Genomic DNA, 20283 nt, shown 5'->3' with positions numbered 1-20283 from the left:
TCGCGTCGGTCATCCGCAGATTTTAGCCAGCAGGGCCGCCTGCGCGGAATGCGGCATCTCGCCGTCCTCCGGCTGCAGCTTGCGGTATTCGCCGTCGCTCTGCAGTTCCCAGGCGTTGAGGTTGTCGGCCAGGTAGTTGTCCAGCGCCTCGTCCTGCACGCGTTCGGCGAGCACGGGGTCGAGGATCGGGAAGCCGGTCTCCACGCGCCGCAGCAGGTTGCGCTCCAGCCAGTCGGCGCTGGTGCAGAACAGGTCGGGGTCGCCGTCGTTGGCGAACCAGTACACGCGGCTGTGCTCGAGGAAGCGTCCGACGATGGAGCGCACGCGGATGTTCTCCGACACGCCGGGCACGCCGGGCCGCAGGGTGCAGGCGCCGCGCACGATCAGGTCGATGCGCACGCCGGCCTGCGAGGCCGCGTACAGCGCGCGCACCACCTCGGGCTCGTTGAGGGCGTTCATCTTGGCGATGATACGCGCGGGCTTGCCCGCCTTGGCGTGCCTGGTCTCGCGCCCGATGCGCGCGAGCACGCCGGTGTGCAGGGTGAAGGGCGACTGCAGCAGGCGCTTGAGCTTGATCGCCGGCGCCAGGCCGGACAGCTGCTGGAAGATCAGGTGCACGTCGTTGCCGATGTCGGGGTCGGCGGTGATCAGCCCCAGATCGGTATACACGCGCGCGGTGCCGGCGTGATAGTTGCCTGTGCCCAGGTGCACGTAGCGGCGCAGCTTGCGGCCCTCGCGGCGCACGATCAGCAGCATCTTGGCGTGGGTCTTGTAGCCGACCACGCCGTACACCACCTGCACGCCCGCCTCCTGCAGGCGGTCGGCGAAGGCGAGGTTGGCCTCCTCGTCGAAGCGCGCGCGCAGCTCCACCACCGCGGTGACGTCCTTGCCGTTGCGCGCGGCCTGCACCAGCTGCTCGACGATGGCCGAGTCCTTGCCGGTGCGGTAGAGCGTCTGCTTGATCGCCAGGACGTTCGGGTCCTCGGCGGCCTGCTTGATCAGCTCCACCACCGCCGCGAAGCTGTCGAAGGGATGGTGCAGCAGCACGTCGCCCTCGGCCACGCGCTCGAACATGGCGTCGCTGTCGGCGAGCAGGCGCGACTGGAACGGCGGGAACTTCAGGTCCGGCCGCTCGACCTGGTCGTAGATCTGCACGATGCGGTTGAGGTTGACTGCGCCGTTGATGCGGTAGACGGCGTTGTCGGTGAGGTCGAAGTTGCGCAGCAGCGTCTGCACGATCGGCTTGGGGCACTGCGCGGCGATCTCCAGGCGCATCGCGCGCAGGTAGCCGCGGCCGACCAGCTCGTCGCGCAGCGCCAGGGCGAGGTTCTCGACCTCGTCCTCGTCGACGATCAGCTCGGAGTTGCGGGTGACGCGGAACTGGTAGGCGCCCTTGACCTCCATGCCCGGAAACAGTTCGTCCACGAACTCCGACAGCACCGAGGACAGGAACACGAAATCGTACTCGCCGCCGGAAATCTTCTGCGGCAGCTGGATGATGCGCGGCAGCGAGCGCGGCGCGCGCACGATGGCGAGGTTGCCGGTGCGCCCGAACGCGTCCTTGCCCTTGAGCACGACCACGATGTTGAGCGACTTGTTGAGGATCTTCGGGAACGGATGCGCGGGATCGAGCCCGAGCGGGGAGAGCACCGGCAGGATCTCGTCGCGGAAGTAGGCGCGCAGCCAGCGGGTCTGCTTGGCGTTCCAGGCCTCGCGCTCGAGCACGCGGATGCCTGCCTCCTTCAGCGCCGGCCGCAGTTCGTGGTTCCAGCAGCGGTACTGCGCCTCCACCAGCTCCGCGGCGCGGTCGTGGATGCGCTTGAGCAGGGTCGCCGGGGCGATGCCGTCGGCGGGCAGCGTCACGCCGAAGTCCTGCGCGTGGCGCACGGTGGCGGCGCGGATCTCGAAGAACTCGTCCAGGTTGGTGCAGGAGATGCACAGGTAGCGCAGGCGCTCGAGCAGCGGCACCGACTCGTCCTGCGCCTGGGCCAGCACGCGGAAGTTGAAGTCCAGCTGCGACAGTTCCCGGTTGAAATACAGCGCGGTGTCGCGCAGGGCGTCGGGCTGCGCGTTGCTGTCCGGGGCCGGGGTTTCGAGGTTGGCGACGGCGGGAGGATTCATGTCGGGGCCGGAAATGGATGGATCAGGTCGCGCGCGCGAACGCGCTCGGGGCCGAAATGGCAGGAGAACACGCTGCCGCGGCCGACTTCGCTCTCGATCTCGAGCCGGGCCTGGTGCAGCTGCAGCACGTGCTTGACGATCGAAAGGCCGAGGCCGGTGCCGCCCAGTTCGCGCGAGCGGCTGGTGGAGACGCGGTAGAAGCGTTCGGTGATGCGCGGCAGGTGCGCGGCGGGGATGCCGTAGCCGGTGTCCTGCACGGAAAGCACGGCGCCGCCGTCCTCGGCGCGCGAGAAGCGGATGCCGATGCGGCCGCCGGCCGGGGTGTAGCGCACCGCGTTGGCGACGAGGTTGGAGAAGGCGCTGTGCAGTTCCTTGATCGAGCCCCACAGGTCGACCTGCGCCTCGTCCTCGACGTCGATCTCGTGGCGGCGCTGGCTCAGCGCCTCGGCCTCGCGCTTGAGCGTGGCCAGCATCGGCGTCATCGCCACCGATTCGTCGGCCAGGCTGTCCTGCGCCTCCAGGCGCGAGAGGGTGAGCAGGTCCTCGACCAGCTGGGTCATGCGCTGCGACTGGCGCTGCATCTCGCCGAGCATCGGCGCCCATTCCGGCTGGTCGGCCGGATCGAGCATGTCCAGGTAGCCGTGCACCACGGTCAGCGGGGTGCGCAGCTCGTGCGAGACGTTGGCGACGAAGTCGCGGCGCATCTGCTCCAGGCGCATCAGCTTGCTGACGTCGCGCGCCACCAGCAGCCACAGTTCGTCGGAATAGGGGATCAGGCGCAGGCTCAGGCGCACCGACGGGTCGGCGGGCGAGGCCGCGTCGAGCATGGGCTCGGCGTTGCGTCCGGCGGCGAGCCAGTGCGCGACCGACAGCGGCTGCAGGCGCTCGCCCAGCGGCGCGTCGATGTCGTCCGGGTAGTTCAGGCCGAGCAGGCTGGTGGCGGCGTCGTTGAACCAGCGCACGCGCTGGTTGTTGCGCTCCAGCACCACCACCGCGTCGGGCAGGGCGGCGGCGGCGGCGCTGTAGGCGCGCAGCATCTCGACCAGGCGCTGCTTGCGCGAACGGGTCTCGTCCTGGCTGCGGTAGAGCAGGCGGTGCAGCTCGCTCCACACGCCGTTGCCGGCGGCCGGCGGCGCCAGCCATTGCCGCGAGGTCAGCCGCACCAGCACCTCGCGCAGCTTCCAGTAATGCCAGGCGACCACGCCGAGCGCGGCGAGGGTGAGCACCGGCCACGGGTGTCCGACCAGCAGGCCCAGCACCAGCGCCGCGACCAGGATCAGCGCCAGCTGGCCGAGCGTTTTGATCCAGGCGGTGCGGGCGTGGGGGGGCATGAAGGGCCGGAGTCGGTGGGGCGGAGTCGGGATTGCGGGAAGACGCGGAGCGTGTGGCCGTCGTTCCGGCGCGGGCCGGAACGCATTTTGATCCTCATCGAAGGCAAGGGCAAAAGCGCTCGCGAGGCATGCCGGGGCGGCGAAGCGGGGATCGCCGGCCCGATGCGGCTCACATCGCGGCGGAGAAGCGGTAGCCCGCGCCGCGCACCGTCTGCACCATGCCCTCCAGGCCGGTCGGCTCGAGCGTCTTGCGCAGGCGGCGGATGTGCACGTCGACGGTACGCTCCTCGACGTAGACGCTTCCGCCCCAGACGTGGTCGAGCAGCTGCGAGCGCGTGTAGACGCGTTCGGGGTGGGTCATGAAGAAGTGCAGCAGGCGATACTCGGTGGGGCCGATCGCCACCGGCTGGTCGCTGGCGTAGACGCGGTGCGCGCTGCCGTCGATGCGCAACTGGCCGACGCTGACGCTGCCGTCCTCGTCGTCCTCGCGCGAGCGGCGCATCACGGCGCGGATGCGCGCCAGCAGTTCCCGCGAGGAGAAGGGCTTGACCACGTAGTCGTCGACGCCGGCCTCGAGGCCGCCGACGCGGTCGTTCTCCTCGCCGCGCGCGGTGAGCATGATGATCGGCACCTCGCGGGTCAGCGCCTCGCGGCGCCAGCGCCGGGCCAGCTCGATGCCGCTGGTGCCGGGCAGCATCCAGTCGAGCAGGATCAGGTCGGGGACGCGGTCGGCGATCGACGCCTGCGCCTCGCGGGCATCGCCGGCATGCGCGGGTTCGTATTCGCCCTTGCGCAGGGCGAAGGCGACCATGTCGCGGATAGCGGGCTCATCGTCGACGATCAGGATGCGTTTTTGCATGCTTTGCAAGGGTGAAGTCCTGGACGTCGGGATTAGACGACAGTTTTATGACGCTCACATTACACCCTTTCCGGCGTGTTCGCGGTCATCCCCGGCTAGACTGCGGGCTGGGGAACGAAGGAGGGGCCGATGAAACGTTTTCTGCCGTTTTTTGCCGCCTGCCTGCTGGCGCTGGCGGCCTGCGCCAAGCCGCTGCCGGCCGAGCGCCAGGACTATGTCGGCATCTGGACCGGCCTGCGCGGCGCCGAGGAGATGACCCTGGCCATCGATGCCGGCGGCATGGTCAGCTACAAGCGCGAGCGGCCGGGGATGAGCAAATCCCTGAACGCGCCGCTCAAAACCTTCGAGGGCGACGATTTCGTGGTCGGCCTCGGACCGATGACCACGCGATTCAAGGTGAGCCAGCCGCCCAGGCAGGGCGCGCAGGGCTGGACGATGGTGGTGGACGGGGTCGAACTGCGGAGGAAGGAGTGACGGCAGGCGCCGTTTCGCCGTTTTCGTCGCGGTGGTCCTGATGACGGGATCGTGCCGGCCCTCCGCTACCCAGCCTCCGGCCGCGCCTGTGCCGCGAACGGCGGACGATCCGTTCGCGGGCGTCGACCTGTCCGGCCTGTCGCCGTCGCAGCGGCGCACGATCAGCGAGGCGGCGCGCGATTTCCAGGATGTCGCCGCCGGCCGCAAGCCGACGTTCGCCCGGTTCGACGAGGGTGCGGCGCTGCCCTCGGACGGCGGCACGACGTTCTACGTCGGGCACGGGTACAGGCTCACGATCCTTTGCAGCCTGTCGGGTTTCGGGGAGCTGGTCGGCACCGTGTATGGTCCCGTTCTCGTCTTCGACGAGGATTTCGCGCCCGGCAACACCAGGGAGATCATCAGCACGCGCTTCTACACCAACGAACAGCTGCGCGCGCTGCTCAAGGAGTGAAGCGGTGCGTTGTTCGGCGCGTTGGAGCGGCGACTACTGCGGCCGCAGGTCCTGGTCTCTCACGCCCTGCCGGCGCAGTTCCAGCACCGTCGGCGTGATCGCCGCGATGCGCGCATCGATGCGGGCGCGGGCGTAGTAGTCCAGGTCGTCGCGCTTCTTCAGGTTGTTGAGCTGCACCAGGGCCTGCTCGGCACGGCCGTTGAGATAGGCGGCCTCGGCGTAGGCCTCGCCGGCGCGCACGCCGTCGCCGGCGATCTCGTTGGCGCGGGCGAAGGTGGTCTGGAACAGCGGGTCGTCGCTGGCCGAGCCCAGCAGCGGCCGCAGGATCGCCTGCGCCTGCTGACCCGCGGCCTTGTCGTTGCGCTCGCCGAGCACGGCGGCATAGGCCAGGGCGACCGCGCGGTTGTTGGGCATGCGCGCGAGCAGCGCCTTGAAACGGGCGTCGGCGGCGGCCTGCTTGCCCGAGCGGGCCTCGGCCTGGGCCAGGGCCAGCGAGAGCCAGAGGTCGCCGGGATATTCGCCCAGCAGCGTTTCCAGGTCGCCGATCGCCGCGCCGCTGCTGCCGGTGAGCGTGCGCGCCAGCGCCAGGCCGTAGCGCTGGGCGTCGCTGAGCTTGGCGCTGCGCGCCATGCGCTCGTATTCCTGCACCGCCGCGGATGGGGTGTCGGCGCTGAGCACGCGCAGGCGCTCGCGCGCCCAGCCGTAGGTGGTCCCGTCGTTGCGGTAGAGGCCGTCGATGGCGAGATTCAGGGCGCTGGGCAGCAGCGGATTGCCGTGGATCGGCGCGGAACTGACCGGTCCCTCGGGCACGGGCACCTGCTCGACCCGCACCGCGTCCGGGGTCGAGGTCTTGGCGCGCACGTTGCGCCCGCTGTTGATCAGGCGCTCGGCGCGTTCCTTGGCCTCGGCGATGCGCAGCGTGGTGACCGGGTGGGTCAGGAGATAGTCGGGCGCGCGCTCCTTCTCGCCGCCGCGGTTCACGCGCGAGAGCGCCTGCATGGTCTCGAACATCTGCGCCATCGCGCGCGGGTCGTAGCCGCTGCGCGCCAGCGTCTGGATGCCGATGCGGTCGGCCTCGGACTCGTTGGAGCGGGTGTAGTTGATCTGGCGCTGCGCGGCGATGCCCTGGGCGCTGGCCATCGCGGCCATGGCCGCGTCGCCGGAGGAGTTGCCGCCGGTCTGCGAGATCGCGATCGCGCCCAGCATCGCCAGCAGGATCGGCACGCTGTCGCGCTTGGCCCGCTCGACGCTGCGCAGCACGTGCTGCTGGGTGACGTGGGCGATCTCGTGGCCGAGCACGCCCGCCACCTCATCCTCCTCGTCGGCGGCCAGCACCAGGCCGGCGTTGACGCCGACGTAGCCGCCCAGGGTGGCGAAGGCGTTGATCTGCCGGTCCTTCATCATGAAGAAGGTGAAGTCCTGCTTGGGGTTGTCGCTGGCCGCGCCCAGGCGGGTGCCGAGCGTGCGCAGCCAGTCGTCGATCAGCGGGTCCTCGAGGATGTAGTCGTAGTGGCGCAGCTGCGCCAGCATCATCTGCCCGTATTCCTTCTGCTCGGCAGGGCCGAGCACGGTGCCGGCCGACGAGCCGATGTCCGGCAGCCGGTTTTCCTGCGCGGGGGCGCACAGGCTGGCCACGAGCAGGGTCAGGGCGGCGGCGAACAGCAAGGGGCGCATCAGGAGCGAACGCATCGGGCGGTCTTCGGTCGTCAGGCGGTCAGCATGAGGGGCGGGCGGGGCGGAGGCGTGAACATCGGGTTAAGGCGGATTGGAGGCGCGGGCGCGGACCTTTCATAATGGCCGCCGCTCGTCATTGGCTCCGCGCGCGGCCGGCAGTGTTGCAGCCGTGTCCCTGGCGAGCCTCCGCCGGGCCCCCAGATAGACCACACCCCGCCTTCTTAGTTCAGGAGACCGTCTTGAACGGCCGCAATCCTCCCGAGATCACCCTCTACACCGGCGCCGCCTGCGCCTATTGCGTGGCGGCCAAGAACTTCCTCAAGGGCCGCGGCCTGGCATGGAACGAGGTGCGCATCGACCTCGATCCCGCCGAGCGCGAGAAGATGATGGCGCTGACCCGGCGCACCAGCGTGCCGCAGATCTTCATCGGCGCCACCCACGTCGGCGGCTACGACGACATGATGGCCCTGCACCGGGCCGGGAAGCTCGAGGCCCTGCTGGCCGGGGAGGGCGCATGAGCGCTGGCGGCGAGGGGGAGGGCGACAGCGATCGGGTTCGCGCGTTCACGGAATTCCGCAAGCGCATGAACGAGCGCATCCTGGCCGAACCCAACCAGGTGGTGCGCCGCTTCTTCGCCCTGGACACCCAGACCTACCAGGCCGGAGCGCTGGACGTGAAAACCAAGGAGCTGCTCGGCCTGGTCGCCTCGCTGGTGCTGCGCTGCGACGACTGCATCAGCTACCACGTCGCGCAATGCCGCGAGGCCGGCGTCGACCGCGAGGAGATGTTCGAGACCTTCTCGGTCGGGCTGGTGGTGGGCGGCAGCATCGTCATCCCGCACCTGCGCCGGGCCGTGGATTTCCTGGACCAGCTGGAACAGGGCGAAGCCGGCACGCCCGCCGCGCACGACCACGGCTGAGCGGGCGGGCGGCGCGCGCCTGCAAGCCGGGCGCGCTTGCGGCATAATATCCAGCTGATTTTTCGACTTTCGCGCCCCGCGCAGCCGCGGGGCGCGCTTCAGCATGGACCCCACACCAATGACCCAGACGATTACGGTCATCCGCGGCGACGGCATCGGCCCGGAGATCATGGACGCCACCCTGCACGTGCTCGACGCGATGGACCTCGGCCTGCAGTACGAAGACGCCGACGCCGGCCTGGTCGCGCTCGAGAAGCATGGCGAGCTGCTGCCGCAGGCGACCATGGATTCGATCCGCAAGAACCGCGTCGCCCTGAAGAGCCCGTTGACCACTCCGGTCGGCGAGGGCTTCAGCTCGATCAACGTCGAGCTGCGCAAGCGCTTCGACCTGTACGCCAACGTGCGCCCCGCCAAGTCGTTCCCCAACACCAAGTCGCGCTTCCCCAGCGGCGTGGACCTGATCACGGTGCGCGAGAATACCGAGGGCGCCTACATCGGCGAGGGCCAGAGCGTCAGCGAGGACGGCGCCACCGCCACGCTCACCCAGAAGATCACCCGCAAGGGATCCGAGCGCATCGTGCGCTACGCCTTCGACCTGGCGCGCAAGACCGGCCGCAAGAAGGTCACGGTGGTGCACAAGGCCAACATCCTCAAGTCGACCTCGGGCCTGTTCCTGAAGGTGGCGCGCGAGGTGGCGGCGCAGTACCCGGAAATCCAGTGCAACGAGATGATCGTCGACAACACCTGCATGCAGCTGGTAATGCGGCCGGAGCAGTTCGACATCATCGTCACCACCAACCTGTTCGGCGACATCATCTCCGACCTGTGCGCCGGCCTGGTCGGCGGCCTGGGCCTGGCGCCGGGCGCCAACATCGGCACCGACGCGGCGATCTTCGAGGCCGTGCACGGCTCGGCGCCGGACATCGCCGGCAAGGGCATCGCCAATCCCTGCGCGCTGCTGCTCGGCGCGGCGCAGATGCTCGATCATCTCGGCCTGCCCGAGAAGGCCACGCGCCTGCGCGAGGCGATCGTCGCCACGCTCGAGGCCAAGGATTCGCTGACGCCGGACCTCGGCGGCACGGGCAACACGATGAGCTTCGCCAAGGCGATCGCCAGCAGAATCTGAATGCGGACTGCCGCGTCCCGGAAGCGACAGTCACTTCCGACGGCGCGGCAGGTTTGATATAACACGGGCATCACGCACGGACAAGGCAAGGATGCCTTCCGTCGCCCGAGTCCATTCCCCCGAGTCGATCAAAGGACTGAACCGCCATGGCCGACGCCGCCTCGACCGCGATTTCCCCCGACCGCGCCCGCGCCGATCAGGACTACCAGGACTTCCTGCGCGCCCAGCCGATCAACGGCCTGCTCAAGCTGATGGAAGTGCACACCAACGAGCCGGAGTACCTGGCGCAGCTGGTGCAGCGCGCCTATGCCGACGGCAAGCTCGAGGGCGTCGCCGATCCGTTCAACAAGACCCCCGCCGGCGAGTACGGCGTGATGTACAGCGACAAGCAGCGCAGCGTCGTCCTCAAGGCGCTCGGCGCGGCGATGGAGCATCCGTGGGAAGGACCGGCCCCCTTCACCGATGCGGTCGTGCGCGACCTCGCGCTCAAGGACCCGAAGTGGAAGTCGCTCGGCGAGGACCTGAACATCCAGTCCATGGGCCGGACGCCGGAGTCGGACGGCGCCAAGGCCGGGCTGCAGGACGTGCAGAAGGATTTCGACAAGGCCAATGCCGCGGCGGAGCAGCGCAGCGAGCGGCTGATGAAGGGCGCCCAGGCGTTCTTCCCGGCGCTCGACAAGGACCAGCAGGAGAAATACGTCGAGGCCTTCCGCAAGGATCCGGCCAACGTCGAGGACTACAAGCGCAGCGCCGAGACCGGGGAGAAGCTCGCGCGGCACCTGAAGGACAACCGCAGCGAACTGTTCGACGCGGCGGTCCGCGACCCCGAGGCGCGCCAGCAGCTGTACGACTCGATGAAGTCGCTGGCCAACAACGGGCAGGGCGTGGCCGCGGTCGAGATGCTGACCGAGATCCGCAAGGATCCGAATTCGCCGATCGCCAGGGCGTTCCAGGGCTTCGACAAGATCGACGAGGACATTACCGGGCCGGCGGCGGTCAGCGCGGCCGGGCAGCTGCTGGCCAAGAACGCGCCCGACAGCGGCAAGGCGGAGGCCGAATTCAAGGAGCTGATGGAGCCGTACCTGACGGCCTACAAGGCCTATGGCGCGGGGAAGAAAGTGCAGTCGGCCTGGGAGAACTACCAGGCCGGCTCGGCCGGGGATTTCGACAAGCTCGGCAAGCTCGGCGCGAAGTTCGACAAGGTGCTCGGCACCGCCGAGGCGAGCGCGATGGACCGCGGCATGGCCGCGGCCGGCATCGTGTTCGGCGCCTACAAGGTCCAGGCGGGCATCCAGAAGGGCCTCGGCTCCGACGACTATTTCGAGAAGGTCAAGGAACTCGCCGGCGGCAGCAAGGGCGGGCTCGAAATCGTGGCCGGCGCGACCAAGGGGCTCGCCAATGCGGGCATGGCCGGGCAGGGCGCGGTGAAATCGGCCGAATTCCTGACCCGGCTGACGCCGGCCCTGGGGGCGGTCGCGGCCGGCGCTTCGGCCGGCATCAATTTCCGCAAGGGGATCGACGGCGGCAACGCGGGCTACCTGGTGGCCGCCGCCGGCGACGTGGCCAACAGCGTGGGAAGCGCCATGGCAACGTTCCCGGCGACAGCGCCGGCCGGGGAGCTGGTCGCGGCCGGCGGCGCGGCCGTTTCGCTCGGCGGGCAGTATTTCGGCGACAAGCTCGACGAGGCGGAACTGCGCCGCGAAGCGGGGAAGCTGCTGGAAGCCGCCGGCGTCACCGATCCGAAGGTCAAGCAGGGACTGCTGGGCGCCGACCGCCTGGCGATCGACGGCATGCTGCGTGTCGGCCTGCGGCCGGAGCAGATCCAGGAACTGGCCAAGGACGCGCCCGACCTGCTGCGCGATCAAGCCTGGTCGAACTATGCCCTGCCGGGCGTGAACCGGCACGGCATCGAGGGCGAGCGCCTGTTCGGCATGCTCAAGGCCGCCGTCGGCAACGGCGGCAACAACGAGGGCGCGGAAGCGGTGATGCGCACCCTGACCGGCGCACTGACCTTCGACGGGAAATCGATCGGGTCGGACCAGGACCTGATCGCCAAGCTGCAAGGCGCGAAAGGGGGCATCGCGAACGCCGGGAACGACGGCGCGGTCCAGGGGCTCGACGCGGCGGCCAACTGGCTGGCCGCCAATCCGGCCAAGGCGCAGGCCGCGGATCCGCTGCTCGATCAGGCCAGGCAGCGGATCGGCGCGCTTGGCGCCCAATCCGGCGGCTACGCCAATCATGAGGATGCAGAACGCGCCGCCGCGCAACTGGCGCTCGGCGCCAGGCAGAACGGCATGTCGCGGATCGACGAGGTGGTGCTCGGCCAGGACGGCAAGAACCTGATCGCGGTGCAGCGCAATCCGGGCAACGAACACGACACCATCCGCGCCCACGTGAATCGCGAGCAGGCGGCCACGGTGCCGCTGGAGCAGAGTCAGCGGCAGCTGAGCGCGGAAACCGAGCGGCAGTCGCAGGACGAACAGACCAGGCGCACTGCGGAAACCCAGGCCCAGAACGCGGCGGTGGCGGTGAAGTAGGGCAGGCGTCGCCGGCCGGCCTGCGCCGGTCCGCGATCGGGATGCATTGACGGTCCTTGTGCTTTCCACAGTGGCACGGCGGCGCCTGACTTCAGGCCAAGGCTGCCTTCCGGGATGCCGGCTTGGCCCTGCCAGCCTTTCTTGTGGATTTCGTGCCGCCTGCGCCACCTGCCGGCCCGGCGGTTCGACCCGTCTGTCGCAGCTAGCTCGGAGATTGCCGGAAGCCATTCACGCACCCCGGCCCAGGCGCGTTCCATCCCCGCGAGGCGATCGTTCCGGCGGTGCGCTGGACAGCGCGATTGCTGCGGCGCACAATCGTTGAATCTTTTTATCCGGATAAAGCGATGAAGCATCGCCCGAGCGCGCTGGCGCTGACCCCGCTGCTGCTGTTCCTGGCCGTGTTCTTCGGTGCCGGCCTGTGGTTCACCAGCCGCGGCGACACCATGGGCTTCTATCAGCTGCACGCCCCGGTGGCGATCCTGCCGGCGCTGGCGCTGGCATTGTGGATCGCCCGCCGCCGCGGCGTGCCGGCCATGGACAAGCTGCTGGAGGGGATCGGCGATCCGAACATCATCCTGATGTGCCTGATCTTCCTGCTCGCCGGCGCCTTCGCCACGGTGACCAAGCAGATCGGCGCGGTGGACGCGGTGGTGGCGCTGGGCGTGGGCGCGCTGCCCCCGGCGCTGATCCTGCCGGGACTCTTCCTGATGGCCGGCTTCCTGTCGCTGGCGGTCGGTTCCTCGATGGGCACCATCGCCGCAGTGGCGCCGATCGCGCTCGGCGTGGCCGACGCCTCCGGCCTCGATCGGGCGCTGGTGATCGGCGCAGTGCTGGGCGGCGCCACCTTCGGCGACAACCTCTCGCTGATCTCCGACACCGCCATCGCCGCCGCGCGCACCCAGGGCTGCAGCGTGCGCGAGAAATTCCGCGAGAATCTCAAGATCGCCCTGCCGGCGGCGCTGCTCACGCTCGGCATCCTGGGCTTCGCCGGCGAGGCCTCGCCGGTGGAATCCGGCGAGCACGCCTCGGCCTGGCTGATCCTGCCCTACGTGCTGGTGCTCGGCCTGGCGATCGCCGGACTCGACGTGCTGGTGGTGCTGGGCATCGGCCTGGTGGTCGCGGCAGGCATGGGCGCGATCTTCGCGTCCGAGGGCTACGGCCCGATCCAGTTCGCCGGCGACATCTACGCCGGCTTCGAGAGCGTGGTCGAGATCACCCTGCTCGCCCTGCTGATCGGCGGGCTTGGCGCGCTGATCAAGGCCGGCGGCGGCCTGGCGTGGCTGGCGGCGCAGATTTCGCGCCTGGCGCGCGGCAGCACCGGACTGCGCAGCGGCGAATGGAGCCTGGCGGCGCTGGCCTCGCTGACCGACGTGTTCACCGCCAACAACACCGTCGCCATCCTGATCAGCGGCAACGTCGCCCGCGACATCGCGCAGCGCCACGGCGTGCCGCCGGCGCGCGCGGCCAGCCTGCTCGACATCTTCGTGTGCAGCGTGCAGAGCCTGCTGCCCTACGGGGCGCAGATCCTGCTCGCCGCCTCGCTGGCCGGGCTGTCGCCGCTGGCGCTGATCGGCAAGGCGCACTACTGCTGGGCGCTGCTCGGCGTCACCGTGCTGTTCATGCTGTGGCCGGGGCGGCGGCGCGCGGCAGCGGCGGCGCAGATCGCTTGAGTCGCGCCGCGGATGCGGCGGGACGGCAAAGAAAAAGGGCTTGGCATCGCTGCCAAGCCCTTCTTGTTTGGTGGGCCGTCAAGGATTCGAACCTTGGACCTATTGATTAAGAGTCAACTGCTCTACCAACTGAGCTAACGGCCCTGAAACTGGAATTCTACAACAAATTGGGGTGGAAGACGGGATTTGAACCCGCGACCCCCGGAATCACAATCCGGTGCTCTAACCAGCTGAGCTACATCCACCACTGGAACATCCACTACTGGAACCTGCAACATCCGCGCCTGGCGCGCCCGGCGGGACTCGAACCCACAACCACCGGCTTAGAAGGCCGGTGCTCTATCCGGTTGAGCTACGGGCGCGTGCGTCCATGATAGCGGTCGCGCGCACCGGCGGCAGCCGAACGTTCTCGCCTTGGCCGGGATGGTCGGGGTAGAGGGATTCGAACCCCCGACATCCTGCTCCCAAAGCAGGCGCGCTACCAGACTGCGCTATACCCCGCCGGATCGAGCGGAAGGTTGCGGATCCCCGAGCGCCCGGCCCCAGGACCGGGACGCAGCGAAGGGCGGCTATTCTCCGGTCCGCTCCTGGCCCTGTCAACGCGCGCGGGCGCCCGAATGCCGGTATCCTCATGTTCTCTTCATCCGTACCGCCACTCAGGGGGCGACAGCCATGATGCGCAGCGGCAACCCGGCACTCAAAGAATCCACCTTCCTCGACCTGGCCAGCGGCAGCGTGGTGTCGCGCGACGGCGCGGCGATGACCCTCGGCGGCACGGTCAACAAGACCGGGCTGCTGCTGTTGCTGAGCCTGATCACCGGCGCCTTCGCCTGGAACCAGATCGAGTTCGGCGAGGCCGGCGGCGTCAGCAACGGCATGGCCTACGTCTGGGGCGGCGCCATCGGCGGCTTCGTGCTGGCGCTGGTGACGGTGTTCAAGAAGGAATGGTCGCCGGTGACCGCGCCGCTGTACGCGCTGACCGAGGGCCTGTTCCTGGGCGCGATCTCGGCGGTCTACAACCACCTCTACCAGGGCATCGTGATGCAGGCGGTGATGCTCACCTTCGGCACGCTGTTCGCCCTGCTGTTCGCCTACCGCTCCGGCCTGATCAAGGCCACCGAGAACTTCAAGCTCGGCGTGGTCGCGGCCACCGGCGGCATCGCGCTGATCTACCTGGCGACGATCGTGCTGCGCATGTTCAACATCAACATCCCCTACATCCACGATTCGGGCGTGATCGGCATCGGCTTCAGCCTGTTCGTGGTGGTGATCGCGGCGCTGAACCTGGTGCTGGACTTCGACTTCATCGAGACCGGCGTGGAGCGTGGCGCGCCGAAGTACATGGAGTGGTACGGCGCGTTCGGCCTGATGGTCACCCTGGTGTGGCTGTACATCGAGTTCCTGCGCCTGCTCTCGAAGCTGCAGTCGCGCAACTGAGCCGGCGCAACATCCGGGCATCGCGCGCGCTGCGCCGGGGCCCGACGTGAACATCCGCCGCGTGGCCGAACGGGCCGCGCGGCGGACCGGCCGGCATCGCGCCGGCAAGCGTTTCCTTCAAGACGGCCCGGGCATAGCGGACGAGACTGGACCGCCATCCGCATCGGAGCCCTCGCATGCCCCAGGAACACTACACGCCCGCGCTGGGGCGCCTCGGGCCTGTGCGCTTCTACGACGGGATCGTCGCGCTGCTCACCCGTGAGCGGCGCTGGCGCGCGCTGACCGCCGCCCACCTCGCGGCGGCGGCCGGGGACACCATCGTCGATGTGGGCTGCGGTACCGGCAGCCTGGCCTTGCTGCTGGCGCGCGCGCAGCCGCGGGCGCGGATCGTCGGCGTCGATCCGGACGCGGCGGCCCTGGCGATCGCCCGGGACAAGGCGCTGCGGGCAGGCGTGACCCTGGAGTGGCGGCTTGCGATGGGCGATGCGCTGGCCGACCTGATGGGCGCCGCCAGCGCCGACAAGGTGGTCTCCAGCCTGGTGCTGCACCAATGCCCGGTGCCGATGAAGCGCGCCATGCTGGCCTCGATGCACGCGCTGCTGCGTCCCGGCGGGCGCCTGGTGATCGCCGACTACGGACTGCAGCGCACGCGCCTGATGCGCCTGGCCTTTCGCCTAGTGCAGATGGCCGACGGCAAGCCGGACACGCAACCCAACGCCGACGGCCTGTTGCCGCGGCTGATCGAAGAAGCCGGATTCGTCGGCGTGCGGGAAGCGGACCTGGTTCCGACTCCGACCGGCTCGATCTCGATCTATGTCGCCGCCAGACCCTGCGCGCGCAGCAGCGGCAGCACGGCGCCGGGCGCGACGCCGAACATCTCGCGCATCTGACGGCCGAAATGCGCCTGGTCGGCGAAGCCGGCGGCGTGCGCCGCATCCGCCAGCGACCGGCCTTCGGCCAGTGCCGCGGCCGCGCGCCGCAAGCGCTGCCACAGGCGCCAGCGCGCCAACGGCATGCCCAGCTGGGCATGGGCGAGGGCCCGCAGCCGCGGCGGGGACAGGCCCACCGATCGCGCGATCTGCGGTAGCGAGGGCGCCGGGGCGAGGTCCGCCAGCAGCGCCATCGCCTGCCGCAGGCGCGCATCGAGCGCGCCCGAGTCCTGCGCGCCAAACCGGTCCAGGCGTCGTTCGTCGAGCGCGCGCAGCGCCGGCGCTGCGGTGATGCCGGGGCCGCAGCAGGCGCGCAGCGCGTCGGCAAGACGGCAGTGCGGCTCGACGTAGATGCAGCGCAATTGCGCCACCGGCAGCTGCCGGTGGCGAAGATGCGGCGGGATCACGAATGCCGTGCCGCGATGCCGGCGGGTGCCATCGTCCAGTTCGAGCCGTCCCCGCAGCGCGATGGCGACCTGGAAGGCCGCGTGCCGGTGCGGGGTGTTGTCGCCGCCCGGCCCCTGGTAGAGCGCAAAGCCCGTTCCGATGCGGAAACGGCCGGACCAGTCGTTGCCGGGGGTTGCGGGGCGGCTCATGTCGGGACGGCGGCGGCGGGCGGGGATTCGGACAAAGTAGCGCGCCCGGCCTAGAATGCGCGCGCCGGCCGATCGCCGGGACAATCCTGCGAAAGTGGCGGAATTGGTAGACGCCCTGGATTTAGGTTCCAGTGCCGCAAGGCGTGGGGGTTCGAGTCCCCCCTTTCGCACCAGCATCCGCCTGATCCTCCGGGTTCGCCTGGCCGTGCAGGCGGACGGGGTGCCAGGAGCCCCGGCGCCGACGCGGCATCCCCTCACACGGGGTTCCCGGGACATGGTGGCGATCCGCACGCCGCGGGGACGGCCGGGATTTGCGGCCCCGCCCATCCGGGGACAAGTGGCGCCAAGCCCGGTCTTCCGCCAAAATAGCCAGTTCGATTGGCCCGTCCCGTCGATGCCCGTGCGCGGGCGTCCGCGGGAGCGTGCCGTACATTTCCAGTGTCCATCCCGTCGCAGGCACCGACTCGGCCGGCGACCGCCAGGAGTTCAAATGCAGGTCTCGGTCGAAAATACAGGCAACCTCGAACGCCGCATCACCTTCCGCGTGCCCACGGAGCGCCTGGATTCCCAGGTCGGCGGCCGCTTGCGGGAAATGGCGCGCACCGCGCGCATCAAGGGCTTCCGCCCGGGCAAGGTGCCGCAGAAGGTGATCGAGCAGCGCTTCGGCCAGCAGGTCCGCGCCGAGGTCCTGGACGGCCTGCTGCGCGAGGGCTTCGACGAGGCCGTGCGCAGCAACGAGCTGCGCCTGGCCGGCAGCCCGCGCATCGAGCCGAGCGCCGAGGCCGACGAGAAGGAACTGGCCTACGTGGCCACCTTCGAGGTGGTGCCCGATTTCGGCGAGATCGACGTGTCCAAGCTGCAGGTGATCCGCAACACCGCCGAGGTCACCGAGGCCGACATCGACCGCATGATCGAGAACCTGCGCCTGCAGCGCCGCAGCTGGAGCGCGGTCACCCGCGCCGCGCAGCCGGGCGACGCGGTCGACGTGGAGACCTGGTCGCAGGTGGGCGAGGAGCGCCTGCCGGCCGAGGGCGTGGAGAACGGCGTCACCGTGATCGGCTCCGGCGGCATGTATCCGGAGGTCGAGAACGCCCTGGCCGGCCTGAAGGCGGGCGAGGAGAAGACCGTGGACGTCAGCTTCCCGGCCGACTGGCGCGTGCCGCAGCTGGCCGGCAAGACCGCTCAGGTCTACCTGAAGGCCGAGCAGGTGTCCGAGGCCGTGCTGCCCGAGGTCGACGCGGAATTCATCAAGAGCTTCGGCGTGAAGAGCGGCGAGATCGAGCAGTTCCGCAGCGATATCCGCAGCAACCTGGAGCGCGAGCTCAAGGGCGCACTGATGAATCGCCTGCGCCGCGAGGTCGGCGAGCAGCTGGTGGCCGCCTACGCCCAGCTGGAAATGCCGCCGACGCTGGTGGAGAACGAGGCGCGCGGCATGCTGCAGCAGGATGTCGAGCAGGCCCGCCGCCGCGGCCAGCAGGTCGAGCTGCCCGAGAACGCCCACGCGCCGTACCTGGACGCCGCCCGCAAGCGCGTCCTGGTCGGCCTGCTGGTCGGCGAGATCGCCCGCCGCAACCAGCTGCGCCTGGACCCCAAGCGTCTGAACGAGACGATGCGCCTGATCGCCTCCACCTACGAGGAGCCGGACCAGGTCATTGAGTTGTACCGCAACGATCCCCAGTTGATGAACGGACTGCAGAACCGGGTGATGGAAGAGCAGGTGATCGACTGGATCGCCGAGCGCGCCCAGCACACCGAGCAGCCCCTGACGTTCCAGGAAGCCCTGCAGGCGTGAGGCGAGCCGCTCGCCAGCGCACAGGGCACGCGAATCCCTCGCGAGAGTCCGCGCCTCCGGCGCGGGCTTTTCAATAAGAAGCGGAGTAGTTTTCCCCCATGGAAACCAAAGCCCTGAACCTCGTGCCGATGGTGGTCGAGCAGACCAGCCGCGGCGAGCGCGCCTACGACATCTACTCGCGCCTGCTCAAGGAGCGGGTGATCTTCCTGGTCGGCGGCATCGACGACCACGTCGCCAACGTGATCGTGGCGCAGATGCTGTTCCTGGAAGCCGAGAACCCGGAAAAGGACATCAGCCTGTACATCAACTCGCCCGGCGGCGTGGTCACCGCCGGCCTGGCGATCTACGACACCATGCAGTTCATCAAGCCCGACGTGAGCACCATCTGCGTCGGCCAGGCCGCCAGCGCGGGCTCGATGCTGCTGATGGCCGGCGCCAAGGGCAAGCGCTACGCGCTGCCCAACTCGCGGGTGATGATCCACCAGCCCTCGGGCGGCGCCCAGGGCCAGGCGACCGACATCGAGATCCAGGCGCGCGAGATCCTCTACCTGCGCGGCCGCCTGAACGGGCTGTACGCCCGCCACACCGGCCAGCCGATCGAGCAGATCGAGCGCGACATGGAGCGCGACCGCTTCCTCAGCGCCGAGGCCGCCAAGGAATACGGCCTGATCGACGAGGTCCTGGAACGTCGCCCGGAAGAGAGCATCCAGCCCGCATGACGGCGGGCCGCGGCCGCGAATCGGCGAAAACCGATGCGAATCAGTCGCTTGCCGCGGCCTTTCCGTACATTCCCGGCCCCGCATCCGCGCGTCGCAGCGTGGTATTCTCGGGCCGTAACCCGTATGACAGATTGGCGTAAAGCATGAGCGAAGACAGACCCGGCCGTTCCGGCGGCGACAGCAACAAGATTCTGTACTGCTCGTTCTGCGGGAAAAGCCAGCACGAGGTCCGCAAGCTGATCGCGGGCCCGAGCGTGTTCATCTGCGACGAATGCGTCGAGCTGTGCAACGACATCATTCGCGAGGAGCTCGAGGAAAAGGCCCAGTCGGCGCGCAGCAGCCTGCCCAAGCCGAAGGAGATCCTCGAGGTCCTGGACCAGTACGTGATCGGCCAGCAGCGCGCCAAGCGCACGCTCGCGGTGGCGGTGTACAACCACTACAAGCGCATCGAGAGCCGGCAGAAGAACGACGACGTCGAGCTGGCCAAGTCGAACATCCTGCTGGTCGGCCCGACCGGCTCGGGCAAGACCCTGCTCGCCGAGACCCTGGCGCGCCTGCTCAACGTGCCCTTCACGATGGCCGACGCCACCACGCTGACCGAAGCCGGCTACGTGGGCGAGGACGTCGAGAACATCATCCAGAAGCTGCTGCAGAAGTGCGACTACGACGTCGAGAAGGCGCAGGCGGGCATCGTCTACATCGACGAGATCGACAAGATCTCGCGCAAGAGCGAGAACCCGTCGATCACCCGCGACGTGTCCGGCGAAGGCGTGCAGCAGGCGCTGCTGAAGTTGATCGAGGGCACCATCGCCAGCGTGCCGCCGCAGGGCGGGCGCAAGCATCCGCAGCAGGAATTCCTGCAGGTGGACACGCGCAACATCCTGTTCATCGTCGGCGGCGCGTTCGCCGGGCTGGACAAGATCATCCAGCAGCGCAGCACCGAGGCCGGCGGCATTGGCTTTGGCGCCAAGCTCAAGAGCGTGGAACGCAAGACCGACGTGGGCAAGGTGCTGGCCGACGTCGAGCCGGAGGACCTGATCAAGTTCGGCCTGATCCCCGAGTTCGTCGGCCGCCTGCCGGTGGTCGCCACGCTCGAGGAGCTGGACGAGGCCGCGCTGATGAAGATCCTCGCCGAGCCGAAGAACGCCATCACCAAGCAGTTCCGCAAGCTGTTCGAGATGGAAGGCGTGGAGCTGGAGTTCCGCCCCGACGCGCTGGCCGCGATCGCGCGCAAGGCGCTCAAGCGCAAGACCGGCGCGCGCGGCCTGCGCACCATCGTCGAATCGGTGCTGCTGGACACGATGTACGACCTGCCGTCGCTGGAGAACGTCAGCAAGGTGGTCGTCGACGAGTCGGTGATCGAGCACAAGTCCGACCCGTACCTGATCTACGAGAACGCGCCGGTCCAGCCGAAGGTGGCTTCGGCCGAGTAAGTAAGCGCCCGCATGCATTGCGCGGCGCCGCCGCCGCGCGGACCAGGCCAGGAACGACCGCATCGACCGCCATCCGGCGGTCGATGCGTTTGCGGGCGTCCGCCTTGCCGATCCCTGGAGCGGGCCGCGCGAGCGCCGCCGGACTTCCAGCCGGCGTTCAGCCTCGCTCGACACGGCGTGACGCCAAGCCGGGGGCTGCGGATCGTCCGCGGTCG

General features: G+C 69.2%; 17 protein-coding genes and 5 tRNA genes. 13 read left to right on the top strand and 9 right to left on the bottom strand.

Annotated features, from left to right (window positions below; translation table 11 throughout):
- Nucleotides 1-9 precede the first annotated feature (9 nt).
- The 3 genes from ppk1 to phoB form a co-directional block, all read right to left on the bottom strand.
- On the bottom strand, nucleotides 10-2121 hold the full coding sequence (gene ppk1, locus MD221_RS04900; RefSeq protein WP_242108213.1) for a polyphosphate kinase 1: 2112 nt from the start codon (nucleotides 2119-2121) through the stop codon (nucleotides 10-12).
- A complete protein-coding gene (gene phoR / locus MD221_RS04895) occupies nucleotides 2118-3452 on the bottom strand; it encodes a phosphate regulon sensor histidine kinase PhoR (RefSeq protein ID WP_242108212.1) in 1335 nt (444 codons plus the stop codon). Before phoR ends, ppk1 begins: the two co-directional genes overlap by 4 nt.
- Nucleotides 3453-3621: 169 nt before the next feature.
- On the bottom strand, nucleotides 3622-4311 hold the full coding sequence (phoB, locus tag MD221_RS04890) for a phosphate regulon transcriptional regulator PhoB (protein ID WP_242108211.1): 690 nt from the start codon (nucleotides 4309-4311) through the stop codon (nucleotides 3622-3624).
- A gap of 129 nt (nucleotides 4312-4440) precedes the next feature.
- Between phoB and MD221_RS04885 the strand changes: the two genes are divergently transcribed.
- Both MD221_RS04885 and MD221_RS04880 read left to right on the top strand, forming a co-directional pair.
- Nucleotides 4441-4785, top strand: a complete 345-nt coding sequence (locus tag MD221_RS04885) for a hypothetical protein (protein WP_242108210.1) — start codon at nucleotides 4441-4443, stop codon at nucleotides 4783-4785.
- 88 nt (nucleotides 4786-4873) lie between these two features.
- Nucleotides 4874-5236, top strand: a complete 363-nt coding sequence (locus MD221_RS04880) for a hypothetical protein (RefSeq protein ID WP_242108209.1) — start codon at nucleotides 4874-4876, stop codon at nucleotides 5234-5236.
- Between the two features lie 33 nt (nucleotides 5237-5269).
- On the opposite strand, the gene MD221_RS04875 is transcribed toward MD221_RS04880, so the two are convergent.
- Nucleotides 5270-6910 carry a M48 family metalloprotease gene (locus MD221_RS04875; RefSeq protein WP_425602218.1) on the bottom strand — a complete coding sequence of 547 codons (1641 nt, stop codon included), beginning with the start codon at nucleotides 6908-6910 and terminating at the stop codon, nucleotides 5270-5272.
- Between the two features lie 239 nt (nucleotides 6911-7149).
- Between MD221_RS04875 and grxC the strand changes: the two genes are divergently transcribed.
- The 5 genes from grxC (at nucleotide 7150) to MD221_RS04850 (ending at nucleotide 13162) form a co-directional block, all read left to right on the top strand.
- Nucleotides 7150-7428 (top strand): glutaredoxin 3, encoded by a 279-nt coding sequence (gene grxC, locus MD221_RS04870; RefSeq protein WP_242108206.1) that lies wholly within the window; start codon nucleotides 7150-7152, stop codon nucleotides 7426-7428.
- A complete protein-coding gene (locus MD221_RS04865; RefSeq protein WP_242108204.1) occupies nucleotides 7425-7829 on the top strand; it encodes a carboxymuconolactone decarboxylase family protein in 405 nt (134 codons plus the stop codon). The genes grxC and MD221_RS04865 overlap by 4 nt, the downstream gene beginning before the upstream one ends.
- Nucleotides 7830-7947: 118 nt before the next feature.
- Complete coding sequence (locus tag MD221_RS04860; RefSeq protein ID WP_242108203.1) at nucleotides 7948-8955, top strand: isocitrate dehydrogenase; 1008 nt, start codon at nucleotides 7948-7950, stop codon at nucleotides 8953-8955.
- Nucleotides 8956-9101: 146 nt separating this feature from the next.
- Nucleotides 9102-11492, top strand: a complete 2391-nt coding sequence (locus MD221_RS04855; RefSeq protein WP_242108202.1) for an XVIPCD domain-containing protein — start codon at nucleotides 9102-9104, stop codon at nucleotides 11490-11492.
- Nucleotides 11493-11836: 344 nt separating this feature from the next.
- A complete protein-coding gene (locus MD221_RS04850) occupies nucleotides 11837-13162 on the top strand; it encodes a Na+/H+ antiporter NhaC family protein (protein ID WP_242108201.1) in 1326 nt (441 codons plus the stop codon).
- Between the two features lie 68 nt (nucleotides 13163-13230).
- Here MD221_RS04850 and MD221_RS04845 read toward each other — a convergent pair.
- From MD221_RS04845 to MD221_RS04830, 4 genes are all read right to left on the bottom strand, one after another.
- Nucleotides 13231-13306, bottom strand: a tRNA-Lys gene (locus MD221_RS04845).
- A 24-nt stretch (nucleotides 13307-13330) separates the two neighbouring features.
- Nucleotides 13331-13407: transfer RNA gene (locus MD221_RS04840), tRNA-His, on the bottom strand.
- Nucleotides 13408-13447: 40 nt separating this feature from the next.
- Nucleotides 13448-13524, bottom strand: a tRNA-Arg gene (locus MD221_RS04835).
- A gap of 62 nt (nucleotides 13525-13586) precedes the next feature.
- Nucleotides 13587-13663: transfer RNA gene (locus MD221_RS04830), tRNA-Pro, on the bottom strand.
- 171 nt (nucleotides 13664-13834) lie between these two features.
- Here MD221_RS04830 and MD221_RS04825 point away from each other — a divergent pair.
- Nucleotides 13835-14599, top strand: a complete 765-nt coding sequence (locus MD221_RS04825; protein WP_242108200.1) for a Bax inhibitor-1/YccA family protein — start codon at nucleotides 13835-13837, stop codon at nucleotides 14597-14599.
- 176 nt (nucleotides 14600-14775) lie between these two features.
- A complete protein-coding gene (locus tag MD221_RS04820; RefSeq protein WP_242108199.1) occupies nucleotides 14776-15489 on the top strand; it encodes a class I SAM-dependent methyltransferase in 714 nt (237 codons plus the stop codon).
- Here MD221_RS04820 and MD221_RS04815 read toward each other — a convergent pair.
- On the bottom strand, nucleotides 15411-16124 hold the full coding sequence (locus MD221_RS04815) for a cupin domain-containing protein (protein ID WP_242108198.1): 714 nt from the start codon (nucleotides 16122-16124) through the stop codon (nucleotides 15411-15413). The genes MD221_RS04820 and MD221_RS04815 overlap by 79 nt on opposite strands.
- An 88-nt stretch (nucleotides 16125-16212) precedes the next feature.
- Between MD221_RS04815 and MD221_RS04810 the strand changes: the two genes are divergently transcribed.
- The 4 genes from MD221_RS04810 (at nucleotide 16213) to clpX (ending at nucleotide 20068) form a co-directional block, all read left to right on the top strand.
- Nucleotides 16213-16297 (top strand) — tRNA-Leu (locus MD221_RS04810).
- Nucleotides 16298-16614: 317 nt separating this feature from the next.
- The gene (gene tig, locus MD221_RS04805) at nucleotides 16615-17916 is read left to right on the top strand and encodes a trigger factor (protein WP_242108197.1); all 1302 of its coding nucleotides are present in this window, start codon (nucleotides 16615-16617) and stop codon (nucleotides 17914-17916) included.
- 98 nt (nucleotides 17917-18014) lie between these two features.
- Complete coding sequence (gene clpP / locus MD221_RS04800; protein ID WP_242108195.1) at nucleotides 18015-18635, top strand: ATP-dependent Clp endopeptidase proteolytic subunit ClpP; 621 nt, start codon at nucleotides 18015-18017, stop codon at nucleotides 18633-18635.
- Nucleotides 18636-18778: 143 nt separating this feature from the next.
- Nucleotides 18779-20068 carry an ATP-dependent Clp protease ATP-binding subunit ClpX gene (clpX, locus tag MD221_RS04795; RefSeq protein ID WP_242108193.1) on the top strand — a complete coding sequence of 430 codons (1290 nt, stop codon included), beginning with the start codon at nucleotides 18779-18781 and terminating at the stop codon, nucleotides 20066-20068.
- Nucleotides 20069-20283 lie beyond the last annotated feature (215 nt).

The organism is Luteimonas aquatica (assembly GCF_022662575.1).
Classification (GTDB): Bacteria; Pseudomonadota; Gammaproteobacteria; order Xanthomonadales; family Xanthomonadaceae; genus Luteimonas; species Luteimonas aquatica.
The sequence above is the reverse complement of the archived record's forward strand: the minus strand, read 5'-3'. Positions and strand labels throughout refer to the sequence as shown.

What these genes read in the sequence shown, in the direction of transcription:
- clpX (WP_242108193.1), top strand. Translation starts at nt 18,779, where the DNA reads ATGAGCGAAGACAGACCCGGCCGTTCCGGCGGCGACAGCAACAAGATT.
- phoR (WP_242108212.1), bottom strand. Translation starts at nt 3,452, where the DNA reads ATGCCCCCCCACGCCCGCACCGCCTGGATCAAAACGCTCGGCCAGCTG.
- MD221_RS04865 (WP_242108204.1), top strand. Translation starts at nt 7,425, where the DNA reads ATGAGCGCTGGCGGCGAGGGGGAGGGCGACAGCGATCGGGTTCGCGCG.
- MD221_RS04820 (WP_242108199.1), top strand. Translation starts at nt 14,776, where the DNA reads ATGCCCCAGGAACACTACACGCCCGCGCTGGGGCGCCTCGGGCCTGTG.
- ppk1 (WP_242108213.1), bottom strand. Translation starts at nt 2,121, where the DNA reads ATGAATCCTCCCGCCGTCGCCAACCTCGAAACCCCGGCCCCGGACAGC.
- phoB (WP_242108211.1), bottom strand. Translation starts at nt 4,311, where the DNA reads ATGCAAAAACGCATCCTGATCGTCGACGATGAGCCCGCTATCCGCGAC.
- clpP (WP_242108195.1), top strand. Translation starts at nt 18,015, where the DNA reads ATGGAAACCAAAGCCCTGAACCTCGTGCCGATGGTGGTCGAGCAGACC.
- MD221_RS04815 (WP_242108198.1), bottom strand. Translation starts at nt 16,124, where the DNA reads ATGAGCCGCCCCGCAACCCCCGGCAACGACTGGTCCGGCCGTTTCCGC.
- MD221_RS04825 (WP_242108200.1), top strand. Translation starts at nt 13,835, where the DNA reads ATGATGCGCAGCGGCAACCCGGCACTCAAAGAATCCACCTTCCTCGAC.
- MD221_RS04875 (WP_425602218.1), bottom strand. Translation starts at nt 6,910, where the DNA reads ATGCGCCCCTTGCTGTTCGCCGCCGCCCTGACCCTGCTCGTGGCCAGC.
- MD221_RS04855 (WP_242108202.1), top strand. Translation starts at nt 9,102, where the DNA reads ATGGCCGACGCCGCCTCGACCGCGATTTCCCCCGACCGCGCCCGCGCC.
- tig (WP_242108197.1), top strand. Translation starts at nt 16,615, where the DNA reads ATGCAGGTCTCGGTCGAAAATACAGGCAACCTCGAACGCCGCATCACC.
- MD221_RS04860 (WP_242108203.1), top strand. Translation starts at nt 7,948, where the DNA reads ATGACCCAGACGATTACGGTCATCCGCGGCGACGGCATCGGCCCGGAG.
- MD221_RS04850 (WP_242108201.1), top strand. Translation starts at nt 11,837, where the DNA reads ATGAAGCATCGCCCGAGCGCGCTGGCGCTGACCCCGCTGCTGCTGTTC.
- MD221_RS04885 (WP_242108210.1), top strand. Translation starts at nt 4,441, where the DNA reads ATGAAACGTTTTCTGCCGTTTTTTGCCGCCTGCCTGCTGGCGCTGGCG.